Origin of the sequence: Suilimivivens sp. (genome assembly GCF_037359455.1) — a bacterium.
GTDB classification, from domain to species: domain Bacteria; phylum Bacillota; class Clostridia; order Lachnospirales; family Lachnospiraceae; genus Suilimivivens; species Suilimivivens aceti.
The window spans coordinates 1-25,671 of sequence record NZ_JAXXXI010000026.1 but is presented as its reverse complement, the minus strand read 5'-3'; the positions used below and the strand labels follow the sequence as shown (position 1 = coordinate 25,671).

Below are 25,671 nucleotides of genomic sequence, written 5' to 3'. Positions count from 1 at the left end.
TGCTTTGGGACATTCTTTTCATTTTGGAATTGCAATTTGTGGAAACTCAAGCCTGTTATGCTCCAATTCTCGGACTTCCTCCGGATCCCCGATCTCCAGATCCTTCAACAGAACCGTATTCCCCTTTTTCACAAAGATCAGCGGGAGAGCTGCAAAAATAGCGCAGGTTATCGAATACAGGTACAGATAACGATATCCGATAAATTCCATGACTACACCGGAAAGAACCGGTGTGATGATCTGTGCTGACATACTGGCAGTATAATAATATCCGGTGTAACGCCCCGTGGTTTTCTCACTTGCCACCTCCATGATCATAGGATAAATGGTCGTAGCAACGGTTCCCATTCCAATACCAGCTATAGAAACCCATACATAGATCATTGGGCTGTAGCCCTGTGTCAGAAAAACACAGAATCCACCAAGGCACATAAGACCGATACCGATATAGGTTGTTACCTTTCTTCCTATCCTGCAGGAAAGATTTGCCATTGGCATATAGGAGACCAGCGTTACCATTGTGGCAACAAGCTGGAAATTAGCGAAGCTTCCACCGCCTGCTCCCCACACCTGGCTGGCATATTTGCTGAATGCAGAGGTTACTGCATTGGATGCCATAAAGTAAAAAAATACACAAAGCAGAATCGCAAGCAGAGATCTCCGAACCGTCTTATCAGATTCCTTTTCCTGTCCACCCTCCTCGGAAAGCTCAATTTCCTCCTCCGGGATTCCCATGGCAAGGCTTTCTTCATGCATCCTTTCCACTGCCTTCCTTTCCCGGAAAAATACTGCAAACAAAACCGTACAGAAAACGATGATCCCTGAAACAATAAGAAATACCGGCAGATAACTGGGATGCTCCACATCAGGTACCGCAAGGGAAATACTGACCAGCACGATAATGCCTGCAGCTGCTGCCATGAGAGAGTTAAAAGCATCTGCCTTTGCCCGGACAGGACGTGGCGTCACATCCGGCATCAATGCCACACAGGGACTGCGGTAAGCGGACAGCACGATAAGCAGCAGGCAGAGCACTGCAAAGAAAAGCGGCAGACTTGCCAGTCTGTCAGCAGCAGCCAGAAACGGGATCAGTAAAGCTGCCAACAGGGAGCCAATGATAATAAAGGGGGTACGTCTTCCCAAACGGCTGTGACAGCGGTCACTAAGACTCCCAAAAAGAGGAAGCAAAAACAGGGCACAGACATTATCAAGTGCCATAACTCCCCCTGCCAGTGTATCTCCAAGGTGAAAGGTATCCCGGAGGATCAGCGGGATGATTCCGTCATATGCCTGCCAAAAGGCCAGTGCTCCTGCAAAGGGAAGTGTCACCAGCAATGTCCTTTTCCAATCAGGGCTTTTTAAGTTTCTCTGTTTTTTATTCATTTCGAAGCTTCTCCTCACTCATATATTCATCCCGGCCCGGCCAGCAGGTAGGAATGTGCGTATCCCAGTACTCCTTCAGCCGGTTATCCGTATGCTCTGCCACAATATCACAATAACGGAAAAGCTCTGTTTCATAAGCTCCCGGATTATTTTCATGGAATGTCAGCAGTCTGCCACCTCTGTTTACGCCTGGTCCATAGCAGGCAAAACCGCAGGATGGCGTATACCCGAGATCTATTCCATCTACCCGCCCCACGAAATCATTCTTATGGTCATGTCCGCAAAATACAGCCATAACCCTTCCATTTGCTCGAAGGATATCAAATTCTCCTGCATTTCGCTCCGGAACACAGACAGGCTCATTCACGATCACATGCCGACACTTTCTGTATTCGGGTAAAGGAATATGCTGAAACAGCATGGATGGCAGCTTCTCACCGGCAAGACGCCCCCTCAACCAGTCCAGAACTTCGTCAGAAGGTGGTGCATATTGACCATGAGCTGTAATATTTCCACTGTCTATCAGATAAAGCCGGAGTGCTTCAGACCCATCATGACGATGGACTGTCAGATCAAATGTTCCGGCTGCTGCCCCTTCCTCAGGACAGACCCCATATGGCTGCTGGCGATACAGCTCAGCCTGCTCCTCATTGGAAATACCACACTGGATATCATGGTTCCCAAAGGTGACTGCATAAGGGATCCTGCGCCTTTCCATGGGATCTGTCAGCATTTTTATTGTATTCTGTACCCCTGATTTTCCGGCCAGCCGGAACCATGGCGAATAACCCTTCAGCTGATCGCCGGTCATGATCACAAGATCCGGTCTTGTATTATTGAGAAGTGCACATAACAGCCGGATAGTATCCTTTCTCGGATAAATACTCTCCTGCAGGTCTGTAATATGCAATACCCGGAATGTTCCATCCTTCCGGAATTGAAGATAAGGTTTTTCATTCATATGATGACCCCCTTTTTTTCAGTATAAGATCCGGGAAAAATGCATGAAATCACATCATGGTAAAAGATACGTCATTTTTATGTAAATTGCATAAAATTAATAATGATTACTATTTTTAAATTCTACATTTCTGTATATATCTTTATTGGATGAGAAAGTATATAATATAACTATCAAAAATGAAATTGAAATAAAGAAATGGAGGATATGCTATATGTCAGGATTATATACGGTTACATTAAATGGTGTCAGTGAAGAGGTTTACAATAAGGCTGCCGATTATATTCAGGCTCATGCACTCCGTCTGAATTACAGACCGGAGGTTTCCACGATCGACTGCGAATTCCCGGATGATCTGGATCCCGCCAAGGCTCCTGAATTAAGCGAAGCTGTTATCCGGAAGGTACACCAGCAGCTTTAAGCAAAGCAGCCGTTGATTTGAAGAAATCATGACCTTCCCCGATCCCGATGACTCCCGGAAATAAATCTGGAAGCCATCGGGATTTGATTTTTCAGGAGTTCACAGTGAGTCTTTATGAAAATTTTATAGATTTGCCACTGTAGCCATGTATTTATAAATTAAATATAATAAAACGATAAACTGACTACAACATATTGCTGTTCGATTGCTTTTATGATATGATATATTCACAATTCAAGTTAAGCATATTTTATCTGTTGTTGTCAGGCCAGCTCAGACTGGCATCTAAATCTGAAATCTATGCTTATTTTCAAAAGAAAACATATAAGCGGGAGATTTCAGGAGATTTTAAATAGAAAGATTATCTGTCATCATCTGGATTTCCCGGCAAAAGGAGGATGGATGGAGACAAATGATCTTGTAACGAAGAATTTTGAGACATATCCGGATATTGCGGCGGATATTCTCAATGCGCTCCTGTATGAGGGAAAGCAGGAGATAAAGGAAGAGAATCTTCTGGCATCTCCGACAGAAACTCTGTATCAGGGAGAAACAAAGCTGCGGAACCAGCTGGAGGATATCGCCAAGTACGATATGGCAGACGGTGAGATAAGAACCGTATATCTTTTCGCCAATCAGACAAAGAAGGATCCGGATATGCTGCTTCGCAAAGCCAGCTATGTCGGAGGCATCTACAGGGAGCAGTATGAAAAGAAGACACAGAACAGATTCCCGGTGATAGAGCTTGTTCTTTACTGGGGAAAAGGGAAATGGACCGGAGGCAGAAGCACCCATGAACTGTTTGAGGGTAAGAAGCTGCCGGCCAGGACAATGTCCTATGTGGATGATCTGAAGCTTCATGTATTTGAACTCAGAAACCTGCCAGAAGAAGTAAGACAGCGGTTTCAGAGTGACATGCGCATTGTGGTTGATTATCTAGCAGAATGAAAGGACTACCGGTCAGAGCAGAAGGTGGTACATAAGGAGGCTCTGATCAAGCTGCTAAGAGTACTCTCCGGAGATGAGAATGTAGAGGATACGGAGACCATACTTCAGGAAATGCAAGTGAAAGAGGAGGATGAGATCAGTATGTGTGAATTATTTGACCAGTATGTCAGAAAGGGCAGAAAAGAAGGACTAAGAGAAGGCAGGATTGAAGGTAGGGCAGAAGGAAAAAGAGAAGGTAGGGTTGAAGGCAGAGCCGAAGTAATACCTGCCATGATCCGCACCTGTAAGCGATTTCATATAAGCTATCAGGATACTGCAGACAGTATCAGGAAGGAGCTGAAGCTCCCTGATATTGAAATCGAGGAAAATATGAAGCTCTACTGGTGAAGCACTGCTTTACCTGGACTCAATAGAAATTTAATTTGGTACATCTTTGTAAAAGATCTGCTGCAATTGCCATAGTAAATACCTCCGTTACAGGCTCATTTCGATCTTATCTATGATATCCATATCCAGCCATCCTTTATCTGCCATATTCTTCAGGATCTCACAGGCCCTTTCGTGGGACATGCCCTTTTTATAAGGACGGCTCTCTGTCAGTGCCTGGTAAATATCAATACACGCCATCATCCGTTCCTGTACATTCAGTTCAGAAGCATCCTTGCCAAAGGGATAACCCGTTCCGTCCAGCCGCTCGTGGTGAAATGCTGCAAAGTCCCGTATTTCCTCAAAATCATCAATTTCTGACAGAATATTGTATGTATAAGCAGCATGATGCTTCATCACAGCAAACTCGGCATCGGTCAGCCGATCCGGCTTCTCCAGAATCTCATTACCTACTGCAACCTTTCCTATATCATGCAGTGCTCCGGCAAGATACATCTTCTGCACCGTTTCTTCATCAAAGCCCATATAGCGGCTCAGCTTCTCTGCCCTCTCTGCCACACCGATCGAATGTGTACTGGTAAAGGGAGATTTATAATCTACGATCTTTGCAAAAAACTCTGCCAGCTTCTTGATCTGGGAAAAGTCAAGCTCCTGCTTCTGCCTTGGTACCTTATTCCACAGGGAGGCTTCAAAATTTCCTCCAAGGGACAGAAAATACTCTTCTGAAAATATCTTTTCAAGTGCCTCTGCACATTCTTCATCTACCATAGTACCTCTTATCCTTTTGAGAACGTCCTTCGCCCATTCCCATGTCTCTGTGGTAAACGCCTTGCGGCAGCATGCCTGATCCAACAGATCACACAGATGTATGATCCGCGAAAAAAGCGGTACCTCCTCAGATTTCTTTCCAAACGGTCCGCTCCCATCTGCATTTTCATGGTGATATAATATTACATTTTTCACATCTGTATGAAAAGGAAATCCCTGTATATTTTCCTCTCCAATCGAACAGTGAACACCTATCCGGGGCATCTCCTTCATATCAGTAAGATTACTGTGCAGCTCCTCCTGGATATACTGTGTCAGGGCATTATCATGCAGCAGGGCATACACCGCCAGATCCTGTAGATCTTTTCCACATATTCCAAGCTGTTCTGCCACGCAGACACTCATATAGGCCACACGCTTCGCATGTCTGCTGGTCACATGTACCAGCTCTGTTTCCACACAGTCCAGTGCATATGAACATGCTGCAACCAGTCCTAAAACATCCAATTCCATAAAATTCTGATCCTCATTCCTATTTTACTTATATTATCCCGGGTCCCAAATCTGATCACTGTGCAATAAACGAAGGATTCTCCCTTATTAATTCAATAAATGCCTGTGCCACGTCTGGATCAAACTGTGTTCCCTTGCCGCGTTCCAGCTCCCCGGTCGCATACTCTATACTCATAGCTTCCTTATAGGCTCTTCGGGAGACCATGGCATCAAAGCTGTCACAAACCGTAAGAATCCTTCCAAGGATGGGGATCTCATTTCCACGGATCCCATTCGGATATCCTTTTCCATCATACCGTTCATGATGGGACAAAACCGCAGGAATGACATAATCCATATGAGGAAGAACGCGGATCATCTCAACAGACTTTTCTACATGTGTTTTTATTATGCTATACTCCTCATCTGTGAGCTTACCCTGCTTTTTCAGGATACTGTCCTGAATACCGATCTTGCCAATATCATGGAGCAGTCCTGCTACCTTTACAGTCTGGATATCCTCCTTCGGAAGCCCGAGCTTTGCCGCCAGCTTTTCTGCATATCTGGAAACATTTTCAGAATGCTCGAAGGTAAAGGAATCCTTGGCATCTATTGCCGCCATCAGGGCAAAGATCGTCGGTGATACCTGACTATATCCCTTTTCGCTTCCTTCACTCTCCTGATCCTTTTCCTTCAGATCCTTTTCATAAACCTCAATACAGTTTTTTCCATTTCCCTTGGCATAAAACGATGCCCGCTTCGCCTGCTGGGCCAGCTCATCTGCATCTTCCGCCATGGATTTATCCCAGGCAATACCTATGCTGAACGTGATCAGCTGAATGACCTTCGGCTTATCCTCCGTTGTCTCCAGCATGATCTTCTGGATCTGCTTTGCGAATGAGATCAGCTTGTCCTTATTGTCTTCAGCTGTGATGATCAGGAACTCATTGGCACCCATACGGAATACCTTCATGCTGTCATCTGCAGCCTCCTGCAGCTGTTTTGCACACCAGCACAAAACCTGATCTCCTATGCTTTCTCCATACAGCTCATTATATAGCTTGAAGTTGTCCATATCCATATAGATCATACCGACAGGACGTGCCGTGATATCCAGCTTTCCCAAATTCTCACGACAGAAATTTCTATTATACAGGCCTGTCAGTCCATCGTGGATCGATACCTGATACAGCCTCTCATACGCATTGATACTCTTCAGCACGCTGGATACACTGTTTCCGATCTGCCTGATGCAGTCTATTTCGTCATAAATAAGTCTGTTCTTCCTGCAAAGCTCTACATATAGGAACCCATAAATCTTAGCGTCATATTTAAAGGCCGCAAACGCCGGATCCTTATACGCCCTGCCGCTGTCAAGGAACTGTTCCAGCTGTGCTTCCACCTCTTTCGCCAGGGGCACCATTCCATTTTCTGTGTATTCTGCAAAGACTCCGTCCCTTTCCTCCAGAATATGTACACAGCAGTCCTTCACCGCTGCATTGACAGTCTCCCGGATCATCTGATACAGCTTGTCTTTATTCATAATGGATGTGACACTATCCTGAAATTCCAGAAGACTGTCAACAATATATTTCCTTTTCCTGATCAGTATATGCTCTGCCCAGCTCCTTGCCAGCGCTGAAATCAGGATACACCATATCCCCTCTGCCACGATAAATATGATAACTATCTGCTCATCAGGACTGCCCTTGTCAAACAGGCCATCAGCAATACACCCAAACCATACCACCGGGATAAATGCTACAACTGTCGCTCCAAAATAAGCCGCTCCCGTAATGAAACGGGATGAAATCGAAAAGAAATATTGCGTGAAAATAACATGTAAAAGGCAGATCGCCATTCCCGCCCCGCCAAGGGCATCCAGCGGCAGATTTTTTCCAAGTGGTGTAATACAGGCAATATTTCCTGCAAAAACAAACAGCATCCCAAGTAACAGCGGACCCAGCTTTCTCCTGTACTCATACTGTGTTCCGATTTTTCTGTGGGCAAGAACAGTTACATAGATTAAAAGAATCCACTCTGCGACGATCCATAACCAGATTCCCGGTCTTGCATGGTAAATATAAGAGATGTTCCCACCAGGCAGCTGCTGTATTTCCGGTACCGGAAGGAGACACTCTGTATATGCATTTAAAAGCAATGTCACTATGGATGCCAGCATGCAGATGTTCAGAAGCTTCTGTTTCCCCTGGATCTCAAGCACACAGAACAAAAATCCATACATTCCTACAGGAATAATGAGTAAACCAAGTATTGAGAAATGAAACCAGAATTGCATCCCGGGACTGATCTGCAGGCGCATCAGGACAGAACCACCTGTCCAGCACGAAAGTGCCACCAGGATGATCCTCAAATAATGCACGACTCTTTCTTCCCTTGAAATACTGACAAAACAGGACAATAAGAATAAATAGCATGCGAGGGTTCCCACTGAAATAGCTATATAAAAATCTCCTCCCATAAACAGGCTCAACAACCTTCCCATAATTGCATTTCCTGCCTTTATATATTTTCCAACTTCCACTATATATAGATTCATTCTAATCCAAATCATGAATAATGTAAAGTGTGATATGCCCACGTGTTATATTGGATATAGAAAAAGGGAAAGCCAAAGAAGCGGCTTCCCTGTATAATGATTTACCTATGAAATTTGGATTAATGATTATATCTCCTCCGGGGATGAAAGTGAATACATCACAGAAATCTTTTTCTGTGTGAAGTGACCTCATCCCCGGATACTAACCTTTATTTTTCAGTCTTTTCAAACTTTGCGACCTTAAATCTGCGGATCATTTCACGCAGATTTTCAGCTTCATTGCTCATCTCATGGCTGGCAGCCGCACATTCCTCTGATGTTGCTGAATTCGTCTGTACAACGTCATTAATCTGTTCAATTCCCTCATTGATCTGCTGGATCTCTGCCGTCTGTGTCTCTAAGGTTTCTGCGATATTAGTAACCTCTTCTGTGATCACCTTGGAGTTTTCTGCTACTCCTTCAAGCTGTGTTGCAGTCTCTCCCGCAATCACCATACCCTTTTCCACAGCTTTCACAGAGGTTTCAATCAATGCTGCAGATTCCTTTGCTGCCTGGGCACTCTGATCAGCTAACTGATTTACCTGATTTGCCACAACTGCAAATCCTTTCCCGGCCTCCCCGGCTCTTGCTGCTTCAATAGAAGCATTCAATGCAAGAAGATTGGTCTGAGATGCGATCTGATTGATCGTCGCAATAATCTTATCAATCTCTCTGGATGCATCATTGATCTCATTCATGGAAGCAACCATCTCATGCATCTTGCCATTGCTTTCTGCGATCGCATTTCCAAGCTCATCCACTCTTCCACTGATTTCCTTCGCAGATTGCGAATTCTTTTCTACCTGTTCAGAAACACCAGCAACTGTTGCTGTCAGCTCTTCTACGACTGCCGCCTGGTTTGTAGCTCCGTCTGCAAGATCATTAGAGCTTGATGCCACCTGCTCTGCCGAGCTTGAAACGTCATTCGAAACATTCTGAATATCCTTGATCGTTTCTGCCATGCTTTTCTCAAACAGCATAAAGGAATTTAGAATCCCGACAAAATCACCCTTCCACTCTACTTCTGGCTGAACATCAAAATTTCCTTCCGCAAACAGCTTCATTGCACGGTCAATATCATCTACATAGCTTCCCAGAATACGAATTGATTTGCGCATGCTGTGTGCCAGGCTTCCTATCTCATCTTCAGAATGATACTCAAGCGTACTGTGCAGATTTCCCTCCGTCAATTCCTTTGCGGCATCTTCCACTGCACGTAATGGCTCCAGAATGGTATCAAGTACCTTTTTGCTTATTTTCTTCGCCAGCACTAACGCAAAGACTAAACAGACGATAATACATACAATTCCTGCGCCGGTAAAGATAAAAGTAGTTCTGGCAGCCCGGTTGCTTACTTTATCTGTCAGGTCATCCAATTTTATAGCAATTTGTACAAGCTTATTTAATGCCGGAGTACAATCATTAAGAATTAAGTCGATTGCTTTTTCCCTGTCACCATTTTTAATTTCTTCTATGATAGAATAACCCAGGGTTCCCCAGTCAGAAAGAGCAGATGCATATTCTTCATAATCCGCATCAGGAACAACTCCTGTTTTCTTTAGGGTTTTCAGCTCATCATCAACCTCTGCAAGCAGCTTTTCAACTGTCTGTTCATAACCGTCATAAGCAGATGTATCATCATTTAATGCCATTTCCCTAATGTTTCTCGCTGCCGCATTCACATTTATCCTGCAGGTTTTTACCGCCTGATCTGCAACTGTGACATTTTCTATGTAATTTCCCATATTGGCAAACAACACACCTATGACCACTATGGAAAACAGCCCCGAGATCAGCATCATGCTGATGACCTTTTTGTAACCGTAATTTATCCTTTCCTGCAGATGCATATTTTCCAATTTCTTCTTCACCATACTCTTTCGTGCCAACATAGATTATTATTTCCTTTCCTTTATTTTCGACTAATATATAGCAGAATACCTCTTCAAAGTCAATAGGTTTTTGGCATCTACTTTTATTTTATCTTTCCCTTTTCCACAGAAAACGGGCAGCATGCTTGATCTGCGCCGGCCTGCTGCCCATTAAAATCATTATTTTTCGTTCAGTTGTTGTGAAAACTAATAATCTCTTCCTGACATCTAAGTCGTTGAATAAGTCCTATAATTTGCCCAGATAATATTACTGTTAACAATGAATAAACTATCCTGCTTGCGGGAATATAAGACAATGATAAACCCAGGATAATCAAATCACTGAATAAATATATCCATTGAATTTTTATGTGGGAAATATGTGATATACACATTGCCAATGCATCATCTCCAGAAGCAGCACCTCCCACTTTTACACATATCCCTGCTCCTATACCAACAAACAATGCTCCAAGAATTGATGCCAGTAAAGGCATATTATAAAGCTGCGGCCAAAATGGTGGAAACTGCTCAAACACCGCATAGGAAACAGAAAAACTTAAAGTAGCTACTCCAGAGTAAATAATAAACATTCTTCCCAATAATTTCCATCCAAGCAAATAAAAACTGACATTTGTTACAAAGTTTGTAATAGAAGGTGAAATACCAAACCAATGCTCCAACAGAAGTGTCAGACCAATAATTCCTCCTTCTGTTATCCCTGATATGCTATGGATATGGTAGAGACCAAATGCAAGAAATACACTACTGCCAATTATTATTATAATATTTTTTCCCTTGATTTCATGAAACATAGGTATTTATCCTTTCAACTATCAGCCTATTTTTGTAAAGCAATAATCATATCTCAGCTGGTTGCAATATTCTTCACCCATCGTTCTTTTTTATAAAGATATGTAGCTATTATACTCTTCATAAGATACGTACTTTCTGTTGCCAGAAAAATATATGGAAATGGCAGATTGGTAAACTGAACCATCAATGTACTTATAAGCATAGGTCCGCAAAGCATAAAGAAACCGTCTACCCAAAATACATCCTGGGTATCTCCTCCTGCCCGCATTACATAATAAACTGTATCCCAATATCCTTGTGTCCAACAGAATATGGCTTTAATCCTAAGAAGCATTATAGCTGCCGTTGCATATTTACCGGACAAAGAAAACAAAGATGGAATAAAAGGTGTTGCAACAAAAATTAAAGCACAGCAGCTTATGCTTATAAGCACATTCCATTTAATCACCTGCTTTGATGTCTTTTTTGCCTCACAAAAATTTCCAGCTCCCAATTCTTCACCTATAATAACTCCCGCTGATACTGCACATCCAAATATAATGGCATCAACTATATCATATATATTATCATTAATCGTAAGTGCCGGAATATAATCTTCATTCACTTTACAATAATTATAAAAAACTATATTTTTAGATAATGCCCACACCCCTTCATTTAAAACAAGAGGAACCACTTTCTTAAGAATATGGAAATAATTGATTTTATCTTTCTCTGATATCTTATAAAATAAAGAAATGGTTGGTTCTTTTATTACGAAATAAAACATAATTCCCATCTCTATAAATTTCGAAATAACTGTACCAAGTGCAGCTCCCTGTACCCCCATTTCAGGTACACCCAGTTTACCAAAGATAAATATGTAATTGAATATTATATTACAGATAATGGATATAAGGCTGGCGTACATTGGCAATTTGGGTTTGTTACAGGTTCTAAAGTAAACAGCTGTTACTCTGCTGATTGCCTCCGGTAAATAGGAGTATTTAACTATTTTCAAATAGCATACTCCAATTTCCATAATATGAATATCATCTATGTATATTTGTATCAGTTTGGTTGGCATCAAATATAATAAAAGTAGAAATACCAACCCCATTCCAGATGCTAATTCTATTCCAAACCAGAACGTACTCCTGCATTTTTTTTGCTCATTCGCACCATAATATTGTGCCAGGAAAATACCAATTCCACTACTCATCCCAAACACGACAAGATCATACAGAACGTATGTTTTATTTGCTACAGTTACACCGCTAATCGCAATTTCTGAAATACTTCCAACCATAACCGAATCAATAACTCCCAGAATTGTACCGGCTAATGCTTGAAAAATTACTGGAACAGCCATTCCCAAAAAACTTATCAGAAATGTTCTTCTCGATGTTTTCATCATATCCCTCTTTTCTCTTATAGAACAATCTTTTTTCCTAGCTTCATCGTTTCTAGCCTAATCACTCGTTACAAACATGCACCTCCGATCACACGCAAAAAAAGCCTCTGCAGTCATTAATATCTGCAGAGGCTCTCTTTTCTTCTGTTGCTTAGCCTTCACTTGTATTTAATCTTGAGCTAATATATTTGATTTTATCTCCACGAAGCAATGATTTTGTTCTATGTAAAGGATGGTTATATTGATCGTAGATCAATTCACGCACTAGTAGAAGAGGCGAATTATTTTTAATGCCTAAAACGGATGCCTCATAATTATTGCATTCACTCACTTCGATTTCCATAATGAAATCTTTATCACGAAGTCCATACTTTTCCTGTAAAATCTGATAAAGCGAACTATCATCAAGATTTTCCGTAAGTATATCTTTCAGATGTCCTGGGAAGTAAAGGTTTTCCAACATAACAGGTATATTATCAGCCGTACGAACACGTTGAATATGAATCACTTGTTCTTTTGGTTCCAACTGCAATTCTCTAATATCCCGGTCTGAAGGTTCCTCCAACACAAATTTGAGAGTCTTTCCTCCCGGAACTTTTCCATTTCGTTTACACAGATTTGTAAAACTATTGGCATTATCCAAATCCTCGACAATTTTAGGTTCCTGAACAAAAGTTCCTTTTCCTTGTTTTTTCGCAAGAACTTCCTCATCCACCAACTGAGCCAATGCTTTTCTTACCGTCATTCGACTGATCTGGTATTTTTCGCTAAGCTCCTGTTCTGTTGGAATCTTCTGATTGGGCTTTAACTTTCCCTCTTTAATTTCCTTCAAAATTAAGTCTTTTAACTGCTTATAGAGTGGTACAATGCTGCTTGCATCTAATCCTTCCATCTTTATCGCTCCATATTAAAATATATTACAATACATTATAATACAAATGCAGATACATTACAATTTTATTTTATTTTTTCTGCTTTTTTTCTGCTTAATACTCTACATGCCACATATAACGCCGTACATACACAGAATGACTTCTTGCATCTGCCAGCTTATGACTATAAATACTTAATACACCTGTAAATACAATCGGGCTTAAATATTCGCATACATTGGCTCCTAATACATCCACGCCAAATTCTTTTGCATCCAGTACATAAACCTTCTTTCCATATTTATTAAGGAAACGTACGGCTCTCTCATCCATTTCTCTTTCTCTTCCAGTTCCTAACAGGACAAGAAACGGTACTTCTTTATCTGTGATTTCAAATGGTCCATGGAAAAACTCTCCACAATGAATAGGGTTTGAATGAATCCATTGACATTCCATTAGAATACAGGTTGTTGTTGTATATGCAACATTATAATTAGCACCACTGGCCATCACGTGAATCACAGGTTCTTTTTTATTGGCTTCCGCAAAGGCTATCGCACCGTTCTCTGCATATTTTCTAGCTTTTCCAATTACATCATCCAAAATATCAAAACCGTTCTGCATTTCATCATAATGCTCATAACCTTCTACCTGATTTACAAGCTCCACTGCAAATTTTAAAGCAATCGATAAGGATAATGTTGAATAATGATACTGTGGCTCATCTCCATCGCAAAAAACGTAATCCCCTTTTGCTGCCAGCGGAGATTTATCATCCCCTGTTATTACAATAGAAACTGCGCCAATTCTTTGAGCTAATGCTGCTGCTTCTACCGTTTCCTTTGTTGTTCCGCTTGAGGAAAGCGTTACTACAATAGAATTTTCATCTAATGCTTTAGGTGTACATAACACAAATTCTTTAGCCGTATAAATCCATGTTTTAATTTTTTTTGCCTCACAGCTCAGGAAGAAATTTGCGATCGTTAATTCTGCTTTTGATCCACCACACGCTACAAAATAAATTTTATCGATACCACCTGTTTTTTTCCTGGATTCTAAAATTTTCTTCACAGATTCTTTGTAATTGATTACCATACAGTATATCCTCCTTAGTTTATTAATATTTTAATCTTCTATAATAACGTCTTATATCCATAGGATGTTTTCGTGCTTCTTCCAGTTGCACATTAATACGCGCATATATCGCTGCCATAATAACAGGACTCAGAATCCCTCGAAATTGATCATCAATTCCTTCCATATGATACTCTTTTGTATCAAATACAGTTATGTTATTACAAATCGTTTTAACAAACGCATATACTCTGTCTGTCTGTACCCTTGCTTCGTCTTCACCCATAAAAATCATAACATTAGAATCTCTTTCAATTACTTCCAGGGTTCCATGGAAAAATTCTGATGCGGAAATAGATTTTGTTTTCATCCATAACATTTCTTCCATGTAACACATTGCATAACTATATGCTGCTCCCCACAGATTTCCTGCTCCTATTACATATTGCAGCTCATCATCACAATGCTTCTTGGCATATTCTTCTGCGGCCTTATCTGCTTTTCTTTCGACTTCTACCAGGCCTGTACCTAAATTCTTTTCAATCTGATCATAGAACTGTTCATACTGTGGGAACTCCCCTGCATTTTTCATTAATCTCAATGCAACTAAAAGAATTTCAAAGTAATCGCTGCCCTTCGCACAAAATTCAAAATCAACTGCTTTGGCTAATGGAGATTCTGTTTCATCAATAAAACCAATTACTTTCGCTCCTCTTTCGTGCACATAATCAACGGCTTTCACCATCTCAATGGTATTCCCTGTAACAGATGTTACTAATACCAGAGATCTTTCTGTGAGGCTTGTATTTCCTAGTGCAAGTAAATCGGCTGCATTTTCCAAGTATACCGGAATAGAAGAATGTCCCCGCATGTAGCTTTCCAGCTCCATTGAAGCGGCATATGTTCCACCTATACCAAGTAATATTAAGTTCTCATAACCGTCCGAACAGATACTATCTACTACTTTTTCCACCTCTGGTCTACAGGCTAAAACATTTTGAATGTCCTTCCTGATTTCTTCTTCATTGAATTTTAACATAAGATGCCTCCTTTTCTGTATGTATTTGTATATGTTGTATACATTTGTATGGTATCATAATAATATGTATGCGTCAATATGGTAAAAAAAATTACATATCTATTTTTAAGCCATGACCAAATGATCCTTCTACCAAACAATTCTTTGCAGAATATTCAGCTGCATCCGCCAATGCTGGAATAATCATATCACCTGTCAGTTCAACATGCTTTTTCCATCCTCTTTTCAATAAACCAGCTAAAAAGGCTGCACAAAATGAATCTCCCGCTCCCATAGTATCAATAGGCGTTATATACTTTGCTTTTCCTTCATACACCTCTCCTGATTCTGAATAAAATCTTTGTCCACGAGGTCCCATTGTAATCAGTACATTTTTACATCCACAGGATTTTACAAATGTTACAAAGTCTAAAATATTCTCTTCTGCTATATGCTCACAAGAAAATAAACCCAAATCCAAAACCGGACATATCTCTTTTAAGTATTCCTCTGTCCTATACTCATCATCATCTGAAAAGTCATAGGTGAGTAAAGAATCTGTCTTTACAAGGCGTAAAAACTGGTCTTCCAAATAAGCATAACTACACCCATGTATTAAATCAAATCCTTCCACATATTCTAAATCACATTCACTGAGCATTGGCGGAAACAGGGTACCCACACCATGTTCATCTCCAAAATACTCTTCATCCCATACACGATCACCATTAATAATATTAACTGCAGCCTTTCCAGATGCTCCCTTCTTGATTGGACTATGTGATATATCAATTCCCATCTTTTTGGCTGTTTTGATTATATGCTTTCCTATGTCATCCGTTCCTATAGTTCCAAGAAAAGCTGCATCCATTCCATTATCTTTTGCAAATACAGCTACATTTAGTCCATTTCCACCTGGATATGCTATTCCCTGTTGGATATAGTAATCTACACAACAGTTTCCAAAACCCAATATTTTCATTTTCTTTCCTCCTAAAAATAAATTATTAACCTTTCACACTACCCTGTGATAATCCTCTGATAAATTGTTTTTGAAATATCAAAAATACAATTATCACTACAACTGCAGACATGGTAAGTCCGGCAATCAGAATAGGATATTTTGTTGATAAGGCTTTTTGCAAGCTTGCAAGACCAACCGGTAATGTTCTGAGTTCCTTGGATTCAATAAATATGGCTGCAAACATATACTCATTCCAACAATTCATTGTTGCAAGTAATGCAGCTGACGCAAGAACAGGTCTGCACATAGGTAATACAATTTTTGCAAACACTTGCGCAATAGAGCAGCCATCTATAAATGCAGATTCTTCTATTTCTTTCGGAAGCGATAACATATAAGAACGCATTAACAGTACCGTAAATGCCAAGTCAAAAACACAGTACACAATAATCAATCCTATATGTGTATTATATAAATGTGTAATTTTCATTAATTTAAATAATGAAACCAGATTTACTTCCGGCGATATCATCATTCCACCTATAATAAATATAAAAATTGCACCCTTCCATTTGAACTCAAACCTGCTTAGCGCATATGATGCCATTGCGCTAATTATTACAATCAACAGTACTGATACTGTCGTAACTAATACACTATTAAAGAAAAATTTTCCTACACCCTGCCGAAATGCCAAAACATAATTTTCCCATTGCCACACTTCCGGTAATCCCCATGGATCAGTCAGAAACTCTCTATTTGTTTTTAAACTTGAAAGTATCATCCATCCTATCGGAATTATAATTGAAACGGCAAATATACAAAAAAATAGAAAACAAATAATTTTAGCAAGTGATCTACACCATTTATCAATTTCCATTCAAATACCACCTACTCTTTCCCTGTCTTAGACACTTTCATCTGTATAAGAGATAAGGTCATTGTGATCACAAAAATAATAACGGCATATGCACTTCCAATTCCCATCTTATCATTGGTAAATGCTGCACGATACATGGCTGTTGCCAAAACCTCTGTCGCCCTGCCAGGACCTCCACCGGTTAACACTTGAATTTCTGTAAACAGCTTAAAGCTTCCAATTACGATAATTAATGACGTCACCAGCATGGATTCTTTTGCCATTGGAACAGTAACATAAAAGAATCTTTTTAATGCTCCCGCACCATCAATCTTTGCCGCTTCATATAATGCACTAGGAATTTTTTGTATTCCAATCAGATCCAGCAAAATACAGTATCCCATCCCTTGCCACTGTGAAATGAAGATGCAGCAAAAAATAGCCATATGTGCATCGCCAATCCACTGCGGAGTTACATCTGTAAATCCTATCGCATGGATAAGTGAATTCAAAATCCCGGTATTTGGATTAAATATATTTTTCCACAAGATTGCAACAACCGTCATTGATATAAGAGAAGGCATAAACAGAATCGACCTGAAGAAAGGCTGAAACTTTCTCATAAATGCTTCTTCCAGGCACGCAGCCAAAACCATTGCAATCAGTACTTGGCAAATAACAGATATTACAGCATACAGAGTATTATTTTTTAAAATTAATCCTATATTTTCACCTGTAATTATTTCTATAAAATTACCTAATCCTACCCATTTTTTATCAGAAGAAAAAAGAGTCCATTCATAAAAACTATTCAAGATAGATTTCACTAAAGGATAATAAACAAATAAGGTAAGTCCTATTATCGTCGGTGCCAAAAATGTAATGATAATTTTTTTATTTCTATACATCTTCATATTGCTATCTCTTTTCTAGTAGTATGTGGTAAGGATGAGGAGGGCTGTCATCCTAATGGTTTACTGTTCTATTGGGCACTCCCTCCTCTGCATTTGCTATTTTTCAGCATTACGTACATTTTCAGCTACTACCTGAACTTTCTTCATCAACTCTTCCGGTGTGACCGTTCCTGCTATAATTTCCTGCATTCCCGGAAGGTAAACATCCGAAATTTCACTAGGCATGTCCATATCCATCCAGTTGGTAAATCCTTCTGCCGTCTCACATATTTTTGCATCTTCTAGCATCAGCTCATTAGAATTATCACTATTGTGAGCTCCCTTGATTACAGAGGTACAGGACATTCCCATTGCTTTTTCCTGCCATTCCATACTGGTTAATAATTTTAAAAACTCAACTGCTATTTCTGGATTTTTACAGTTTGCAGATACGGCAAACCCATCTACAGATCCTGTAACCATTTTGTCGTTACCGGCTGCTCCTGCCGGAGAAGGAATAGAAAAAATTCCTGCATTAATTCCTGCATTTTCTACATCAACGTATTCAATGTTTTCCAAATAAGCCATTGCTGCATTTCCAATCAGAAAATCTTCTCTTGCCACATCAAAGTCAATTGCATTGGTATTTGGTGTAAAATATCCATTATCCTGTAGCTGCTTCAGCATATTTAACGCCTGAACATATCCAGGATCTGTATATGTACATGTTTTTGAATCACTATCAGCCTTTCTGACATCATCCGGTACACATAATGTATTGAATGTTGTCATATAATGGCAGACTGCCCATGCCTCTAAATCTCCAAATGCCTGCGGAATAATTCCCGCTTCTTTGAAAACCTCACATACATTAAGAAACTCATCCCATGTGGTAGGTACACTTACCTGATATTCATCAAATAAATCTTTGTTATACACCATTTGCTTTGTAGTAATCCTAAAAGGTACAGCATAAATACCTTCTTCATTTTCAAATGGATTCTTTGAAGCGGGAACAAATGATTCATTCCATTCACTGTCTTCCTCGTAATAGCTTTCCAAGTCCAATACATGTCCTGCACGCACATACTTATTTAATGACTCTCCACTAAAAGAAAAGAAAATATCCGGAGCATCATCCGTTCCCATCATAACTTTTAACTTTGTAGAATAATCTGGATCTCCTACATTTTCAATTTTTATTACCACATTCGGATGCTCCTTGTGAAAAACATCTGCTGCCTCTTTAAAATATGCAACCTCAGAATCAATAGTCCAATTATGAAACATTTTCAACTCTATCTCTTCTGTTTCATTGGAAGTTGTTTCCTTTGTATTGCCATTTTGCATCCCTTGCTGTGCACCTCCACAGCCAAACAAACTTGTCGATACTAACATCATCGCTAATACTTTTGTTACCGCCTTTTTCATCTAAATACCTCCTTTAGTTGTATGCTATCGTATGCATACATTATAGTGCATATGCTTTTATTGGTCAACTCATATGTAATTATATTAGTCAAATTCAATGAATTATACAATTCTATTCATAAATTTTTGTGCACTATTCATACAAAAGGATCATCTGGTCAGCTTTCAGATCGCATTTTGTCCGTATAACACTTTGATAATATCGCGTTAAAAACACACTAAAAAAGGGGCTATGTCATACATAGCCCCTTAGCTGCCGTACCTACGGCTGTTTTCTTATTCGCAAAGCTTTGAGAATGCATCTGCCACGAACTGAACCTTGGTTCCAACCACTACCTGAACTGAGGTCTTACCTGGCTTGATGACTCCCGCAACACCTGCGGCCTTGATTTTCTTATCATTGACTGCGGTAATATCCTTTACCTCCAGTCTCAATCTTGTAACACAGTTGTCAATGCTTGTGATATTATCCTTTCCGCCACAGCCCTCAAGAATGGCCTTTGCAATGGCTGTATAATCATCACTTGCAAGCTCAATGCTCTTTTCCTTCTCTAAATCATCATCATCTTCTCTGCCAGGGGTCTTAAGATCCCACTTCTTAATGGCAAAGTAGAATACAAAGTAGAATACAGCAAATGCTGCGATTCCGAGCGGGATAATAAGCCATGTTCTCTGAGCTGCGGGAAGTGAGGATGAGAATAACAGATCCATCGCGCCTGCAGAGAAGCTAAAGCCTGCACGGAAGCCAAGTGCAACGGTGATCATAGTGAAGATACCGTAAAGTAATGCATAAATTACATAAAGTCCAGGAGCAAGGAACATGAAACCAAATTCAAACGGCTCTGTAACACCGCAAATGAATGCACAAAGTGCTGCGGAAGCAACAAGTCCGATCGCTGCTTTTTTCTTTGTGGTCTTCGCACATCTGACCATTGCAAGTGCCGCACCGGGGATACCGAACATCATGCAAGGGAAGAAGCCAGACATATACATTCCAAGACTCCAGGATACATCTGCGGAGGTTTCACCAGCCCAGAAGTGCTGAAGATCTCCAAGTCCAATGGTATCAAACCAGAATACGTTATTCAATGCATGGTGTAATCCGGTAGGAATTAACAGACGGTTCAGGAATGCATAAATACCTGCACCAACTACATCCATACCTACGATTGCTTCTCCAAGTGCAACCAGTCCGCCAAACAGTAACGGCCATACGAACAGCAGTACTGCGGATACCAGAATAGAAACTACACCGGCGATAATTGCTACGCAGCGTTTTCCGCTGAAGAAAGATAACCAGTCCGGAAGCTTGGTGTTCTTGAACTTGTTATAGCACATAGAACCGATGATTCCGGAAAGGATTCCGATAAACGGATTCGCGATCTTGTTAAATGCCAGAGTCTTGGTTGCGCTGTCTGCGACAGACGGCATGATGGTTGTTACAACTCCGGTTGAAAGAAGTGTGGTGATCATCAACCAGGAAGCAAGTGCTGCGATTCCGCCGGTACCATCATTTTTCTCTGACATACCGACACCGACACCTATCGCAAACAGAATGGCCATGTTATCAATCAAAGCACCACCGGCTTTTACTAAAAACAGACCGATTAAGTTAGCTGCACCTTGGATTTCTCCACCCTGCATAGTTGCCGGACACAGCCAGTAGCCAATACCCATGAGAATACCACAGATGGGCAGTACTGCTACGGGAAGCATTAACGCTTTTCCCAGTTTTTGAAGAAATTTCATACTTTCTTCCTCCTTTGCTTGTTCTTATAAAATTAAAATTGGATTATTCCAATCCATTTTACAGTATGATCCGGGTGCCTACCCGATTTTGAGTACTGCCTCTCCCGGCAGAGCTCCGCCTTCCTTCAGCAGGCTTATTCTTGAATAATCATCTGTATTGCATACTACAACCGGAGATATGATATTAAGTCCGGCCTCTCTGATCTTATCAAGATCTGCCTCCATTAAGAGATCTCCCTGCTTCACCTGATCTCCTGCTGCTACATGCACACGGAAGGGTTCTCCCTTTAATGTAACAGTCTCCAGTCCGACATGTAGAAGAAGCTCCGTTCCCTGCGCAGTCGTCATCGTAATCGCATGCAGGGTATCAAACACCATCGTCACCTCTCCATCCGCCGGAGCGAAAAACCTTCCCTCTGACGGGATCACTGCAAATCCATCACCCAGTATCTTCTCTGAAAAAGTAGGATCAGGAACCTCGGTGAGTGGTGTCACCGTTCCTTCACAGGGTGAACAGATCACATTTTCCTTTGTCCTTCCTTTAAAAAAACCTAACATGGCTGTTCCTTTCCATCGATATAAATACCTACAATATTTAATTCTTTATCAAGAAGCACGAAATCTGCTTTTTTACCTGCCTGAATACTTCCTGTCTGGTCAAAAATACCGATTTCCCTGGCTGGATTCTCTGTTGCACATATCACTGCATCCTCCAGCGGAATACCTGCATTCTTTACAACAAATCTCATACAATCCATCAGGTTCGTGGCTGAACCTGCTATCGTACCGTCATGAAGCGTTGCCAGATTTCCTTTTACCACTACCGGCTGTCCGCCCAGCGTGTATTCACCATCCTCTAATCCGGTTGCCCTCATGCTGTCACTGATCAAGATCACCCGTTCTGCACCAAACATGGCAAAGGTTGCACGGATTACAGACGGATGGACATGTACGCCGTCACAGATTAATTCCACATGACACGCTTCTGAATCTCTGACTGCGCCGATCACCCCCGGATTCCGGTGATTCAGCGGCGGCATTGCATTGTACAGATGCGTTGCATGGGATGCCCCATGCCGGATAGCTTCACATGCCGTATCGTAATCCGATACCGTATGCGCTATGGATATAACCACCTCTGATTTCGTCCGGTCAATGAATTCCATGGCTCCTGGCTCTTCGGGAGCAATATCCACAAGCCGGATCAACCCGCCAGCAGCATCCTGAAGCTGTCTGAAATACTCATAATCACAGGGAATAATATTTTCTGCTGCCTGTGCACCCTTTTTCGAAGCACTGATAAACGGTCCTTCCATATTGATCCCGACCAGGTGTGCTCCTCCCTTATAGGAATATGCACCGGCATTCTTCATTACCGCAAGGAGCTCATCCTTCGGTATCGTCATGGTTGCCGGACAAACCGATGTTACTCCGACGCTGGCCTCGTATTCTGTTATGATATCCAGGGCTTCCTGCGTTCCATCACACATATCCGCGCCCTTGCAGCCATGAAAATGAATATCTACGAGTCCCGGGATCATATATAGACCGGCAGCATCCACCACCTGTCCGTCACCATCCGTTTCCTCAAGGACTGTGGAAAACCGGTCTCCGGTAATGGCAACATCACCCTGTACAAACCGGTGATCCGGTGTAAAAATATCTGCATTCTTTATAATCATCGTTCCACACCTCTATCTGTTCTGTTTTCTCACAGCGTCTCTTAGACGAACGATACAGGGATCTTACTAAGGGCAGCTTCATCAGCTACCAGCGTGACATCATTATGCAGCTGAAGAACGGATGCCGGAACCTTCGGCGTAATCGGTCCAAAAAAGGAATCCCTTATAATATCTGCCTTGCCCTCACCATTAGCCATGATAAGAATTTTTTTCGAGCGCATGATCGTCTGGATCCCCATGGTGTAAGCCTGCTTCGGAACGTCCTCTGCCGATGCGAAAAATCTCTTATTCGCTTCAATAGTCGACTGTGTCAGGTTCACACAGTGAACCTGCTTATCAAACACATCTGATGGCTCATTAAAACCGATATGTCCGTTATGTCCGATGCCAAGAAGCTGTAAGTCCACACTTCCCATGGATCGGATCAATTCCTCGTATCTCCCGCATTCCTTTTCAGAATCCGGCTCCATACCGTCTGGCAGATGAGTATTCTCCGCCGGAATATTCACATGGTCAAACAGATTCTGATGCATAAAGTAATAATAGCTCTGATCATTCTCGCGGCTGATTCCCTTATATTCATCCAGGTTCACTGTTCTTACTCCGGAAAAATCCAAATCACCATTCCGGTACCATTCGATCAGCTGCTTGTAAAGACCAACCGGAGTAGATCCTGTTGCCAGTCCAAGCACACAATCAGGTTTCATAATGATCTGTGCAGAAACGATGCCTGCTGCCCTTCTGCTCATTTCCTCATAATCTTTTGCCCTGTATATTCTCATTTCATTTACTCCATTTCACATATTTTACTACGAACCGAAAGCACCATCGACGGTGCAACACTCAGCTCGTCAATCCCCATCTGTACAAATCGCTCTGTAAGTGCTGTATCTGCTCCAAGCTCTCCGCAGATGCCGACCCACTTACCATGCTTATGGGCTCCGTCAATCGTCTTCTGTATCATCCGGAGAACCGCCTCATGATGCGGATTATAGAACCGGTCCAGCTTACTGTTCTGCCGGTCGATCGCTAGTGTATACTGGGTCAGATCATTGGTTCCGATACTGAAGAAATCCACAAGCTCCGCAAGCTCTTCACTCATCATGACTGCTGCCGGTGTCTCCACCATGATCCCCTGCTCAGGAATGGTGTACGGAACCTTTTCTTCATCCAGCTCCCTTGCCACCTCCTTAACAATTTCTCCAATACTCTTGACCTCTTCTACCGAAATGATCATCGGATACATGATCGCGAGATTTCCATATTTAGCAGCCCGCAGAAGAGCTCTCAGCTGTGTTTTAAAAATATCCGGCTGCTCCAGACAGATCCGGATCGCACGATATCCCATGGCTGGGTTATCTTCCTGTCCCAGTCCAAGATAATCCACGTTCTTATCTGCCCCGATATCCAATGTCCTTATGACAACCTTCTTTCCGGCCATCATCTGCAATACCTGGCGATAAGCGTTGAACTGCTCATTCTCATCCGGAAGCCCGGATCTTCCAAGATACAGGAACTCACTCCGGAATAACCCGATACCCTCAGCATCATTCTCAAGCACATAAGCCACATCCGAGACGCTTCCGATATTTGCAAAGACATGGATTTTCTTTCCGCTTTTCGTAACGGATTCCCTGCCCTTATAATTCTCTAAAAGACGCTTCTGCTCCTGTTCCTCCAGCTGCTGTACCTCTGCCAGATGGATTTCATTCTCATCCGGATCAAGGAAAAAGGCGCCCTTTTTACCATCCACAACAGCTATGGTTCCATTATGAAGCTTCTCCAGCTCAAGCGGCACACCGATCAGCGCCGGGATATTCATCATACGGGCAAGAATCGCAGTGTGCGAATTAGTAGAGCCGTGAACGGTGACAAAAGCAAGGATCTTATTCTTATCCATCTGTACCGTTTCACTCGGCGTCAGATCATCCGCAACAATAATGGACGGTTCCAGCTTACTCCAGTCCATCTGTTCCTCTCCGGCAAGGTTACGGACCAGCCGGTTCGAAATATCCCTGACATCCGCCGAGCGTGCCTGCATATACTCATCATCCATGTTGGCAAACATTTCGGCAAAATTATCACCGGTAACTGCTACTGCATACTCCGCATTCACTTCCTCATTCTGGATCAGATTGTGTATGGCATCCTGATAATCATCATCCTCAAGCATCATCTGATGAACCTCGAAGATTGCCGCATTGACCTCTCCGACCTCCTGCATGGCCTTCTCATACAGCTCCCCAAGCTGGCCTATCGCCTGCTCCTTGGCCTTCTCAAGACGCTCCAGCTCTTTTTCCACATGATCTACATGTATTCTTTTGACGAGGTGATCTCTTTTCTTCAGAACATGGACAGGACCGATTGCGATTCCCTTATATACGGATTTTCCAATATATTTTTCCATTTTTCACCCTCTCATGTGATTTACAGGATTCTGTTTTACAGATTCTCCTGGAAAAACTTCTCCATTGCCTCATAAGCAATATCCTCATCCGGTCCCTCAATCGAAACCTCAACCGGATCACCATGCTTAACGCCCATCCCCATAACAGCCATAAGCTTGGTTGCAGCGGCACTCTTTCCATTACAGGTCAGCATCACTGTACTTTGGAACTGTTTGGCTTCCTTAGCCAGAAGACCTGCCGGTCTTGCATGAATACCAATTTCATCCGTGATCACGTAAGTAAACTGTTTCATCCGTTTCTCATCTCCTGTTCCCATTTGTTTTGACGAATTGACAACCGATAGATTCTGCAGACCTTTTCAGTATGTAAATTTGCACAATTATCTTACCCGTCACATTTGTTATATATACACATTAACCTATATTTTCTTTTTTGTCTAGTCATTTATTCTAGAATTGCACAATTATCGTAAATATCAACATTATTTTATTTTTTTGACATTTTTTGAAAAACAAGTAACTGTATTTTCTTTTTTACTCCTGCAACAGCCAATCAGCTATATCGTAAATCTCGACTCCTTCATAGCTATATTTCGGATGCCTGGTTCGTGCAATAATCATTTTGGGGTAAGCATCTCGAATCTGAAGCAGAGGAGAGCATTCTCTCTCAAATGTTTCCTGCC

The 25,671-nt window shown here is 41.6% G+C and carries 23 protein-coding genes and 1 pseudogene; 3 read left to right on the top strand and 21 right to left on the bottom strand.

Annotation, left to right across the window (positions count from 1 at the left end; all coding sequences use genetic code 11):
* Positions 1–18: 18 nt before the first annotated feature.
* Positions 19–1,383: an MFS transporter gene (locus WJQ40_RS03425; RefSeq protein ID WP_337537897.1), complete on the bottom strand. Its 1,365-nt coding sequence runs from the start codon at positions 1,381–1,383 to the stop codon at positions 19–21.
* Positions 1,376–2,344 (bottom strand): metallophosphoesterase family protein, encoded by a 969-nt coding sequence (locus WJQ40_RS03420; protein ID WP_337537896.1) that lies wholly within the window; start codon positions 2,342–2,344, stop codon positions 1,376–1,378. Before WJQ40_RS03420 ends, WJQ40_RS03425 begins: the two co-directional genes overlap by 8 nt.
* 214 nt (positions 2,345–2,558) lie before the next feature.
* Between WJQ40_RS03420 and WJQ40_RS03415 the strand changes: the two genes are divergently transcribed.
* The 3 genes from WJQ40_RS03415 to WJQ40_RS03405 all read left to right on the top strand — a co-directional run bounded on the left by WJQ40_RS03415 (position 2,559) and on the right by WJQ40_RS03405 (position 4,100).
* The gene (locus tag WJQ40_RS03415) at positions 2,559–2,765 is read left to right on the top strand and encodes a hypothetical protein (protein WP_337537895.1); all 207 of its coding nucleotides are present in this window, start codon (positions 2,559–2,561) and stop codon (positions 2,763–2,765) included.
* A 402-nt stretch (positions 2,766–3,167) separates the two neighbouring features.
* A complete protein-coding gene (locus WJQ40_RS03410) occupies positions 3,168–3,713 on the top strand; it encodes an Rpn family recombination-promoting nuclease/putative transposase (RefSeq protein ID WP_337537894.1) in 546 nt (181 codons plus the stop codon).
* Positions 3,714–3,737: 24 nt separating this feature from the next.
* The gene (locus WJQ40_RS03405) at positions 3,738–4,100 is read left to right on the top strand and encodes a hypothetical protein (RefSeq protein ID WP_337537893.1); all 363 of its coding nucleotides are present in this window, start codon (positions 3,738–3,740) and stop codon (positions 4,098–4,100) included.
* Between the two features lie 87 nt (positions 4,101–4,187).
* On the opposite strand, the gene WJQ40_RS03400 is transcribed toward WJQ40_RS03405, so the two are convergent.
* From WJQ40_RS03400 to WJQ40_RS03310, 19 genes and pseudogenes are all read right to left on the bottom strand, one after another.
* Positions 4,188–5,381 carry an HD domain-containing phosphohydrolase gene (locus tag WJQ40_RS03400; RefSeq protein ID WP_262574316.1) on the bottom strand — a complete coding sequence of 398 codons (1,194 nt, stop codon included), beginning with the start codon at positions 5,379–5,381 and terminating at the stop codon, positions 4,188–4,190.
* A gap of 55 nt (positions 5,382–5,436) precedes the next feature.
* Positions 5,437–7,866, bottom strand: coding sequence for an HD domain-containing phosphohydrolase (locus WJQ40_RS03395; RefSeq protein ID WP_337537892.1), 2,430 nt, complete (start codon positions 7,864–7,866; stop codon positions 5,437–5,439).
* A gap of 263 nt (positions 7,867–8,129) precedes the next feature.
* Positions 8,130–9,851 carry a methyl-accepting chemotaxis protein gene (locus WJQ40_RS03390; RefSeq protein WP_337537891.1) on the bottom strand — a complete coding sequence of 574 codons (1,722 nt, stop codon included), beginning with the start codon at positions 9,849–9,851 and terminating at the stop codon, positions 8,130–8,132.
* A 170-nt stretch (positions 9,852–10,021) separates the two neighbouring features.
* On the bottom strand, positions 10,022–10,645 hold the full coding sequence (locus WJQ40_RS03385) for a YitT family protein (protein WP_337537890.1): 624 nt from the start codon (positions 10,643–10,645) through the stop codon (positions 10,022–10,024).
* A gap of 53 nt (positions 10,646–10,698) precedes the next feature.
* Complete coding sequence (locus tag WJQ40_RS03380; protein ID WP_337537889.1) at positions 10,699–12,042, bottom strand: MATE family efflux transporter; 1,344 nt, start codon at positions 12,040–12,042, stop codon at positions 10,699–10,701.
* A 148-nt stretch (positions 12,043–12,190) separates the two neighbouring features.
* Positions 12,191–12,931 carry a GntR family transcriptional regulator gene (locus WJQ40_RS03375; RefSeq protein WP_337537888.1) on the bottom strand — a complete coding sequence of 247 codons (741 nt, stop codon included), beginning with the start codon at positions 12,929–12,931 and terminating at the stop codon, positions 12,191–12,193.
* A 94-nt stretch (positions 12,932–13,025) separates the two neighbouring features.
* Positions 13,026–14,006, bottom strand: a complete 981-nt coding sequence (locus WJQ40_RS03370) for an SIS domain-containing protein (RefSeq protein WP_337537887.1) — start codon at positions 14,004–14,006, stop codon at positions 13,026–13,028.
* A 22-nt stretch (positions 14,007–14,028) separates the two neighbouring features.
* The gene (locus tag WJQ40_RS03365) at positions 14,029–15,024 is read right to left on the bottom strand and encodes an SIS domain-containing protein (RefSeq protein ID WP_337537886.1); all 996 of its coding nucleotides are present in this window, start codon (positions 15,022–15,024) and stop codon (positions 14,029–14,031) included.
* Positions 15,025–15,115: 91 nt separating this feature from the next.
* A complete protein-coding gene (locus WJQ40_RS03360) occupies positions 15,116–15,985 on the bottom strand; it encodes a PfkB family carbohydrate kinase (RefSeq protein WP_337537885.1) in 870 nt (289 codons plus the stop codon).
* 25 nt (positions 15,986–16,010) lie between these two features.
* Positions 16,011–16,847: a carbohydrate ABC transporter permease gene (locus WJQ40_RS03355; RefSeq protein ID WP_337537884.1), complete on the bottom strand. Its 837-nt coding sequence runs from the start codon at positions 16,845–16,847 to the stop codon at positions 16,011–16,013.
* An 11-nt stretch (positions 16,848–16,858) separates the two neighbouring features.
* On the bottom strand, positions 16,859–17,740 hold the full coding sequence (locus tag WJQ40_RS03350) for a sugar ABC transporter permease (RefSeq protein WP_337537883.1): 882 nt from the start codon (positions 17,738–17,740) through the stop codon (positions 16,859–16,861).
* A gap of 96 nt (positions 17,741–17,836) precedes the next feature.
* A complete protein-coding gene (locus WJQ40_RS03345; protein WP_337537882.1) occupies positions 17,837–19,150 on the bottom strand; it encodes an extracellular solute-binding protein in 1,314 nt (437 codons plus the stop codon).
* Between the two features lie 276 nt (positions 19,151–19,426).
* A complete protein-coding gene (locus tag WJQ40_RS03340) occupies positions 19,427–20,899 on the bottom strand; it encodes a PTS transporter subunit EIIC (RefSeq protein ID WP_337405820.1) in 1,473 nt (490 codons plus the stop codon).
* Positions 20,900–20,977: 78 nt separating this feature from the next.
* Complete coding sequence (locus tag WJQ40_RS03335) at positions 20,978–21,457, bottom strand: PTS glucose transporter subunit IIA (protein ID WP_262574323.1); 480 nt, start codon at positions 21,455–21,457, stop codon at positions 20,978–20,980.
* Positions 21,451–22,581, bottom strand: coding sequence for an N-acetylglucosamine-6-phosphate deacetylase (gene nagA / locus WJQ40_RS03330; protein WP_337405821.1), 1,131 nt, complete (start codon positions 22,579–22,581; stop codon positions 21,451–21,453). Before nagA ends, WJQ40_RS03335 begins: the two co-directional genes overlap by 7 nt.
* A 41-nt stretch (positions 22,582–22,622) precedes the next feature.
* Positions 22,623–23,363, bottom strand: coding sequence for a glucosamine-6-phosphate deaminase (nagB, locus tag WJQ40_RS03325; protein WP_337405822.1), 741 nt, complete (start codon positions 23,361–23,363; stop codon positions 22,623–22,625).
* Between the two features lie 5 nt (positions 23,364–23,368).
* Complete coding sequence (gene ptsP / locus WJQ40_RS03320) at positions 23,369–24,988, bottom strand: phosphoenolpyruvate--protein phosphotransferase (RefSeq protein WP_337405823.1); 1,620 nt, start codon at positions 24,986–24,988, stop codon at positions 23,369–23,371.
* A 35-nt stretch (positions 24,989–25,023) separates the two neighbouring features.
* Positions 25,024–25,281, bottom strand: a complete 258-nt coding sequence (locus WJQ40_RS03315; RefSeq protein ID WP_118798836.1) for an HPr family phosphocarrier protein — start codon at positions 25,279–25,281, stop codon at positions 25,024–25,026.
* Between the two features lie 241 nt (positions 25,282–25,522).
* Positions 25,523–25,671 (bottom strand): annotated as a pseudogene (locus WJQ40_RS03310) (ATPase); the annotation flags it as partial.

Coding starts and splice junctions, on each gene's coding strand:
- WJQ40_RS03390 (WP_337537891.1), bottom strand. CDS start 9,851: ATGTTGGCACGAAAGAGTATGGTGAAGAAGAAATTGGAAAATATGCAT.
- WJQ40_RS03385 (WP_337537890.1), bottom strand. CDS start 10,645: ATGTTTCATGAAATCAAGGGAAAAAATATTATAATAATAATTGGCAGT.
- WJQ40_RS03370 (WP_337537887.1), bottom strand. CDS start 14,006: ATGGTAATCAATTACAAAGAATCTGTGAAGAAAATTTTAGAATCCAGG.
- WJQ40_RS03400 (WP_262574316.1), bottom strand. CDS start 5,381: ATGGAATTGGATGTTTTAGGACTGGTTGCAGCATGTTCATATGCACTG.
- nagA (WP_337405821.1), bottom strand. CDS start 22,581: ATGATTATAAAGAATGCAGATATTTTTACACCGGATCACCGGTTTGTA.
- WJQ40_RS03375 (WP_337537888.1), bottom strand. CDS start 12,931: ATGGAAGGATTAGATGCAAGCAGCATTGTACCACTCTATAAGCAGTTA.
- WJQ40_RS03365 (WP_337537886.1), bottom strand. CDS start 15,024: ATGTTAAAATTCAATGAAGAAGAAATCAGGAAGGACATTCAAAATGTT.
- WJQ40_RS03410 (WP_337537894.1), top strand. CDS start 3,168: ATGGAGACAAATGATCTTGTAACGAAGAATTTTGAGACATATCCGGAT.
- WJQ40_RS03380 (WP_337537889.1), bottom strand. CDS start 12,042: ATGATGAAAACATCGAGAAGAACATTTCTGATAAGTTTTTTGGGAATG.
- WJQ40_RS03360 (WP_337537885.1), bottom strand. CDS start 15,985: ATGAAAATATTGGGTTTTGGAAACTGTTGTGTAGATTACTATATCCAA.
- WJQ40_RS03345 (WP_337537882.1), bottom strand. CDS start 19,150: ATGAAAAAGGCGGTAACAAAAGTATTAGCGATGATGTTAGTATCGACA.
- WJQ40_RS03335 (WP_262574323.1), bottom strand. CDS start 21,457: ATGTTAGGTTTTTTTAAAGGAAGGACAAAGGAAAATGTGATCTGTTCA.
- WJQ40_RS03395 (WP_337537892.1), bottom strand. CDS start 7,866: ATGGGAAGGTTGTTGAGCCTGTTTATGGGAGGAGATTTTTATATAGCT.
- WJQ40_RS03340 (WP_337405820.1), bottom strand. CDS start 20,899: ATGAAATTTCTTCAAAAACTGGGAAAAGCGTTAATGCTTCCCGTAGCA.
- WJQ40_RS03425 (WP_337537897.1), bottom strand. CDS start 1,383: ATGAATAAAAAACAGAGAAACTTAAAAAGCCCTGATTGGAAAAGGACA.
- ptsP (WP_337405823.1), bottom strand. CDS start 24,988: ATGGAAAAATATATTGGAAAATCCGTATATAAGGGAATCGCAATCGGT.
- WJQ40_RS03350 (WP_337537883.1), bottom strand. CDS start 17,740: ATGAAGATGTATAGAAATAAAAAAATTATCATTACATTTTTGGCACCG.
- WJQ40_RS03315 (WP_118798836.1), bottom strand. CDS start 25,281: ATGAAACAGTTTACTTACGTGATCACGGATGAAATTGGTATTCATGCA.
- nagB (WP_337405822.1), bottom strand. CDS start 23,363: ATGAGAATATACAGGGCAAAAGATTATGAGGAAATGAGCAGAAGGGCA.
- WJQ40_RS03420 (WP_337537896.1), bottom strand. CDS start 2,344: ATGAATGAAAAACCTTATCTTCAATTCCGGAAGGATGGAACATTCCGG.
- WJQ40_RS03415 (WP_337537895.1), top strand. CDS start 2,559: ATGTCAGGATTATATACGGTTACATTAAATGGTGTCAGTGAAGAGGTT.
- WJQ40_RS03355 (WP_337537884.1), bottom strand. CDS start 16,847: ATGGAAATTGATAAATGGTGTAGATCACTTGCTAAAATTATTTGTTTT.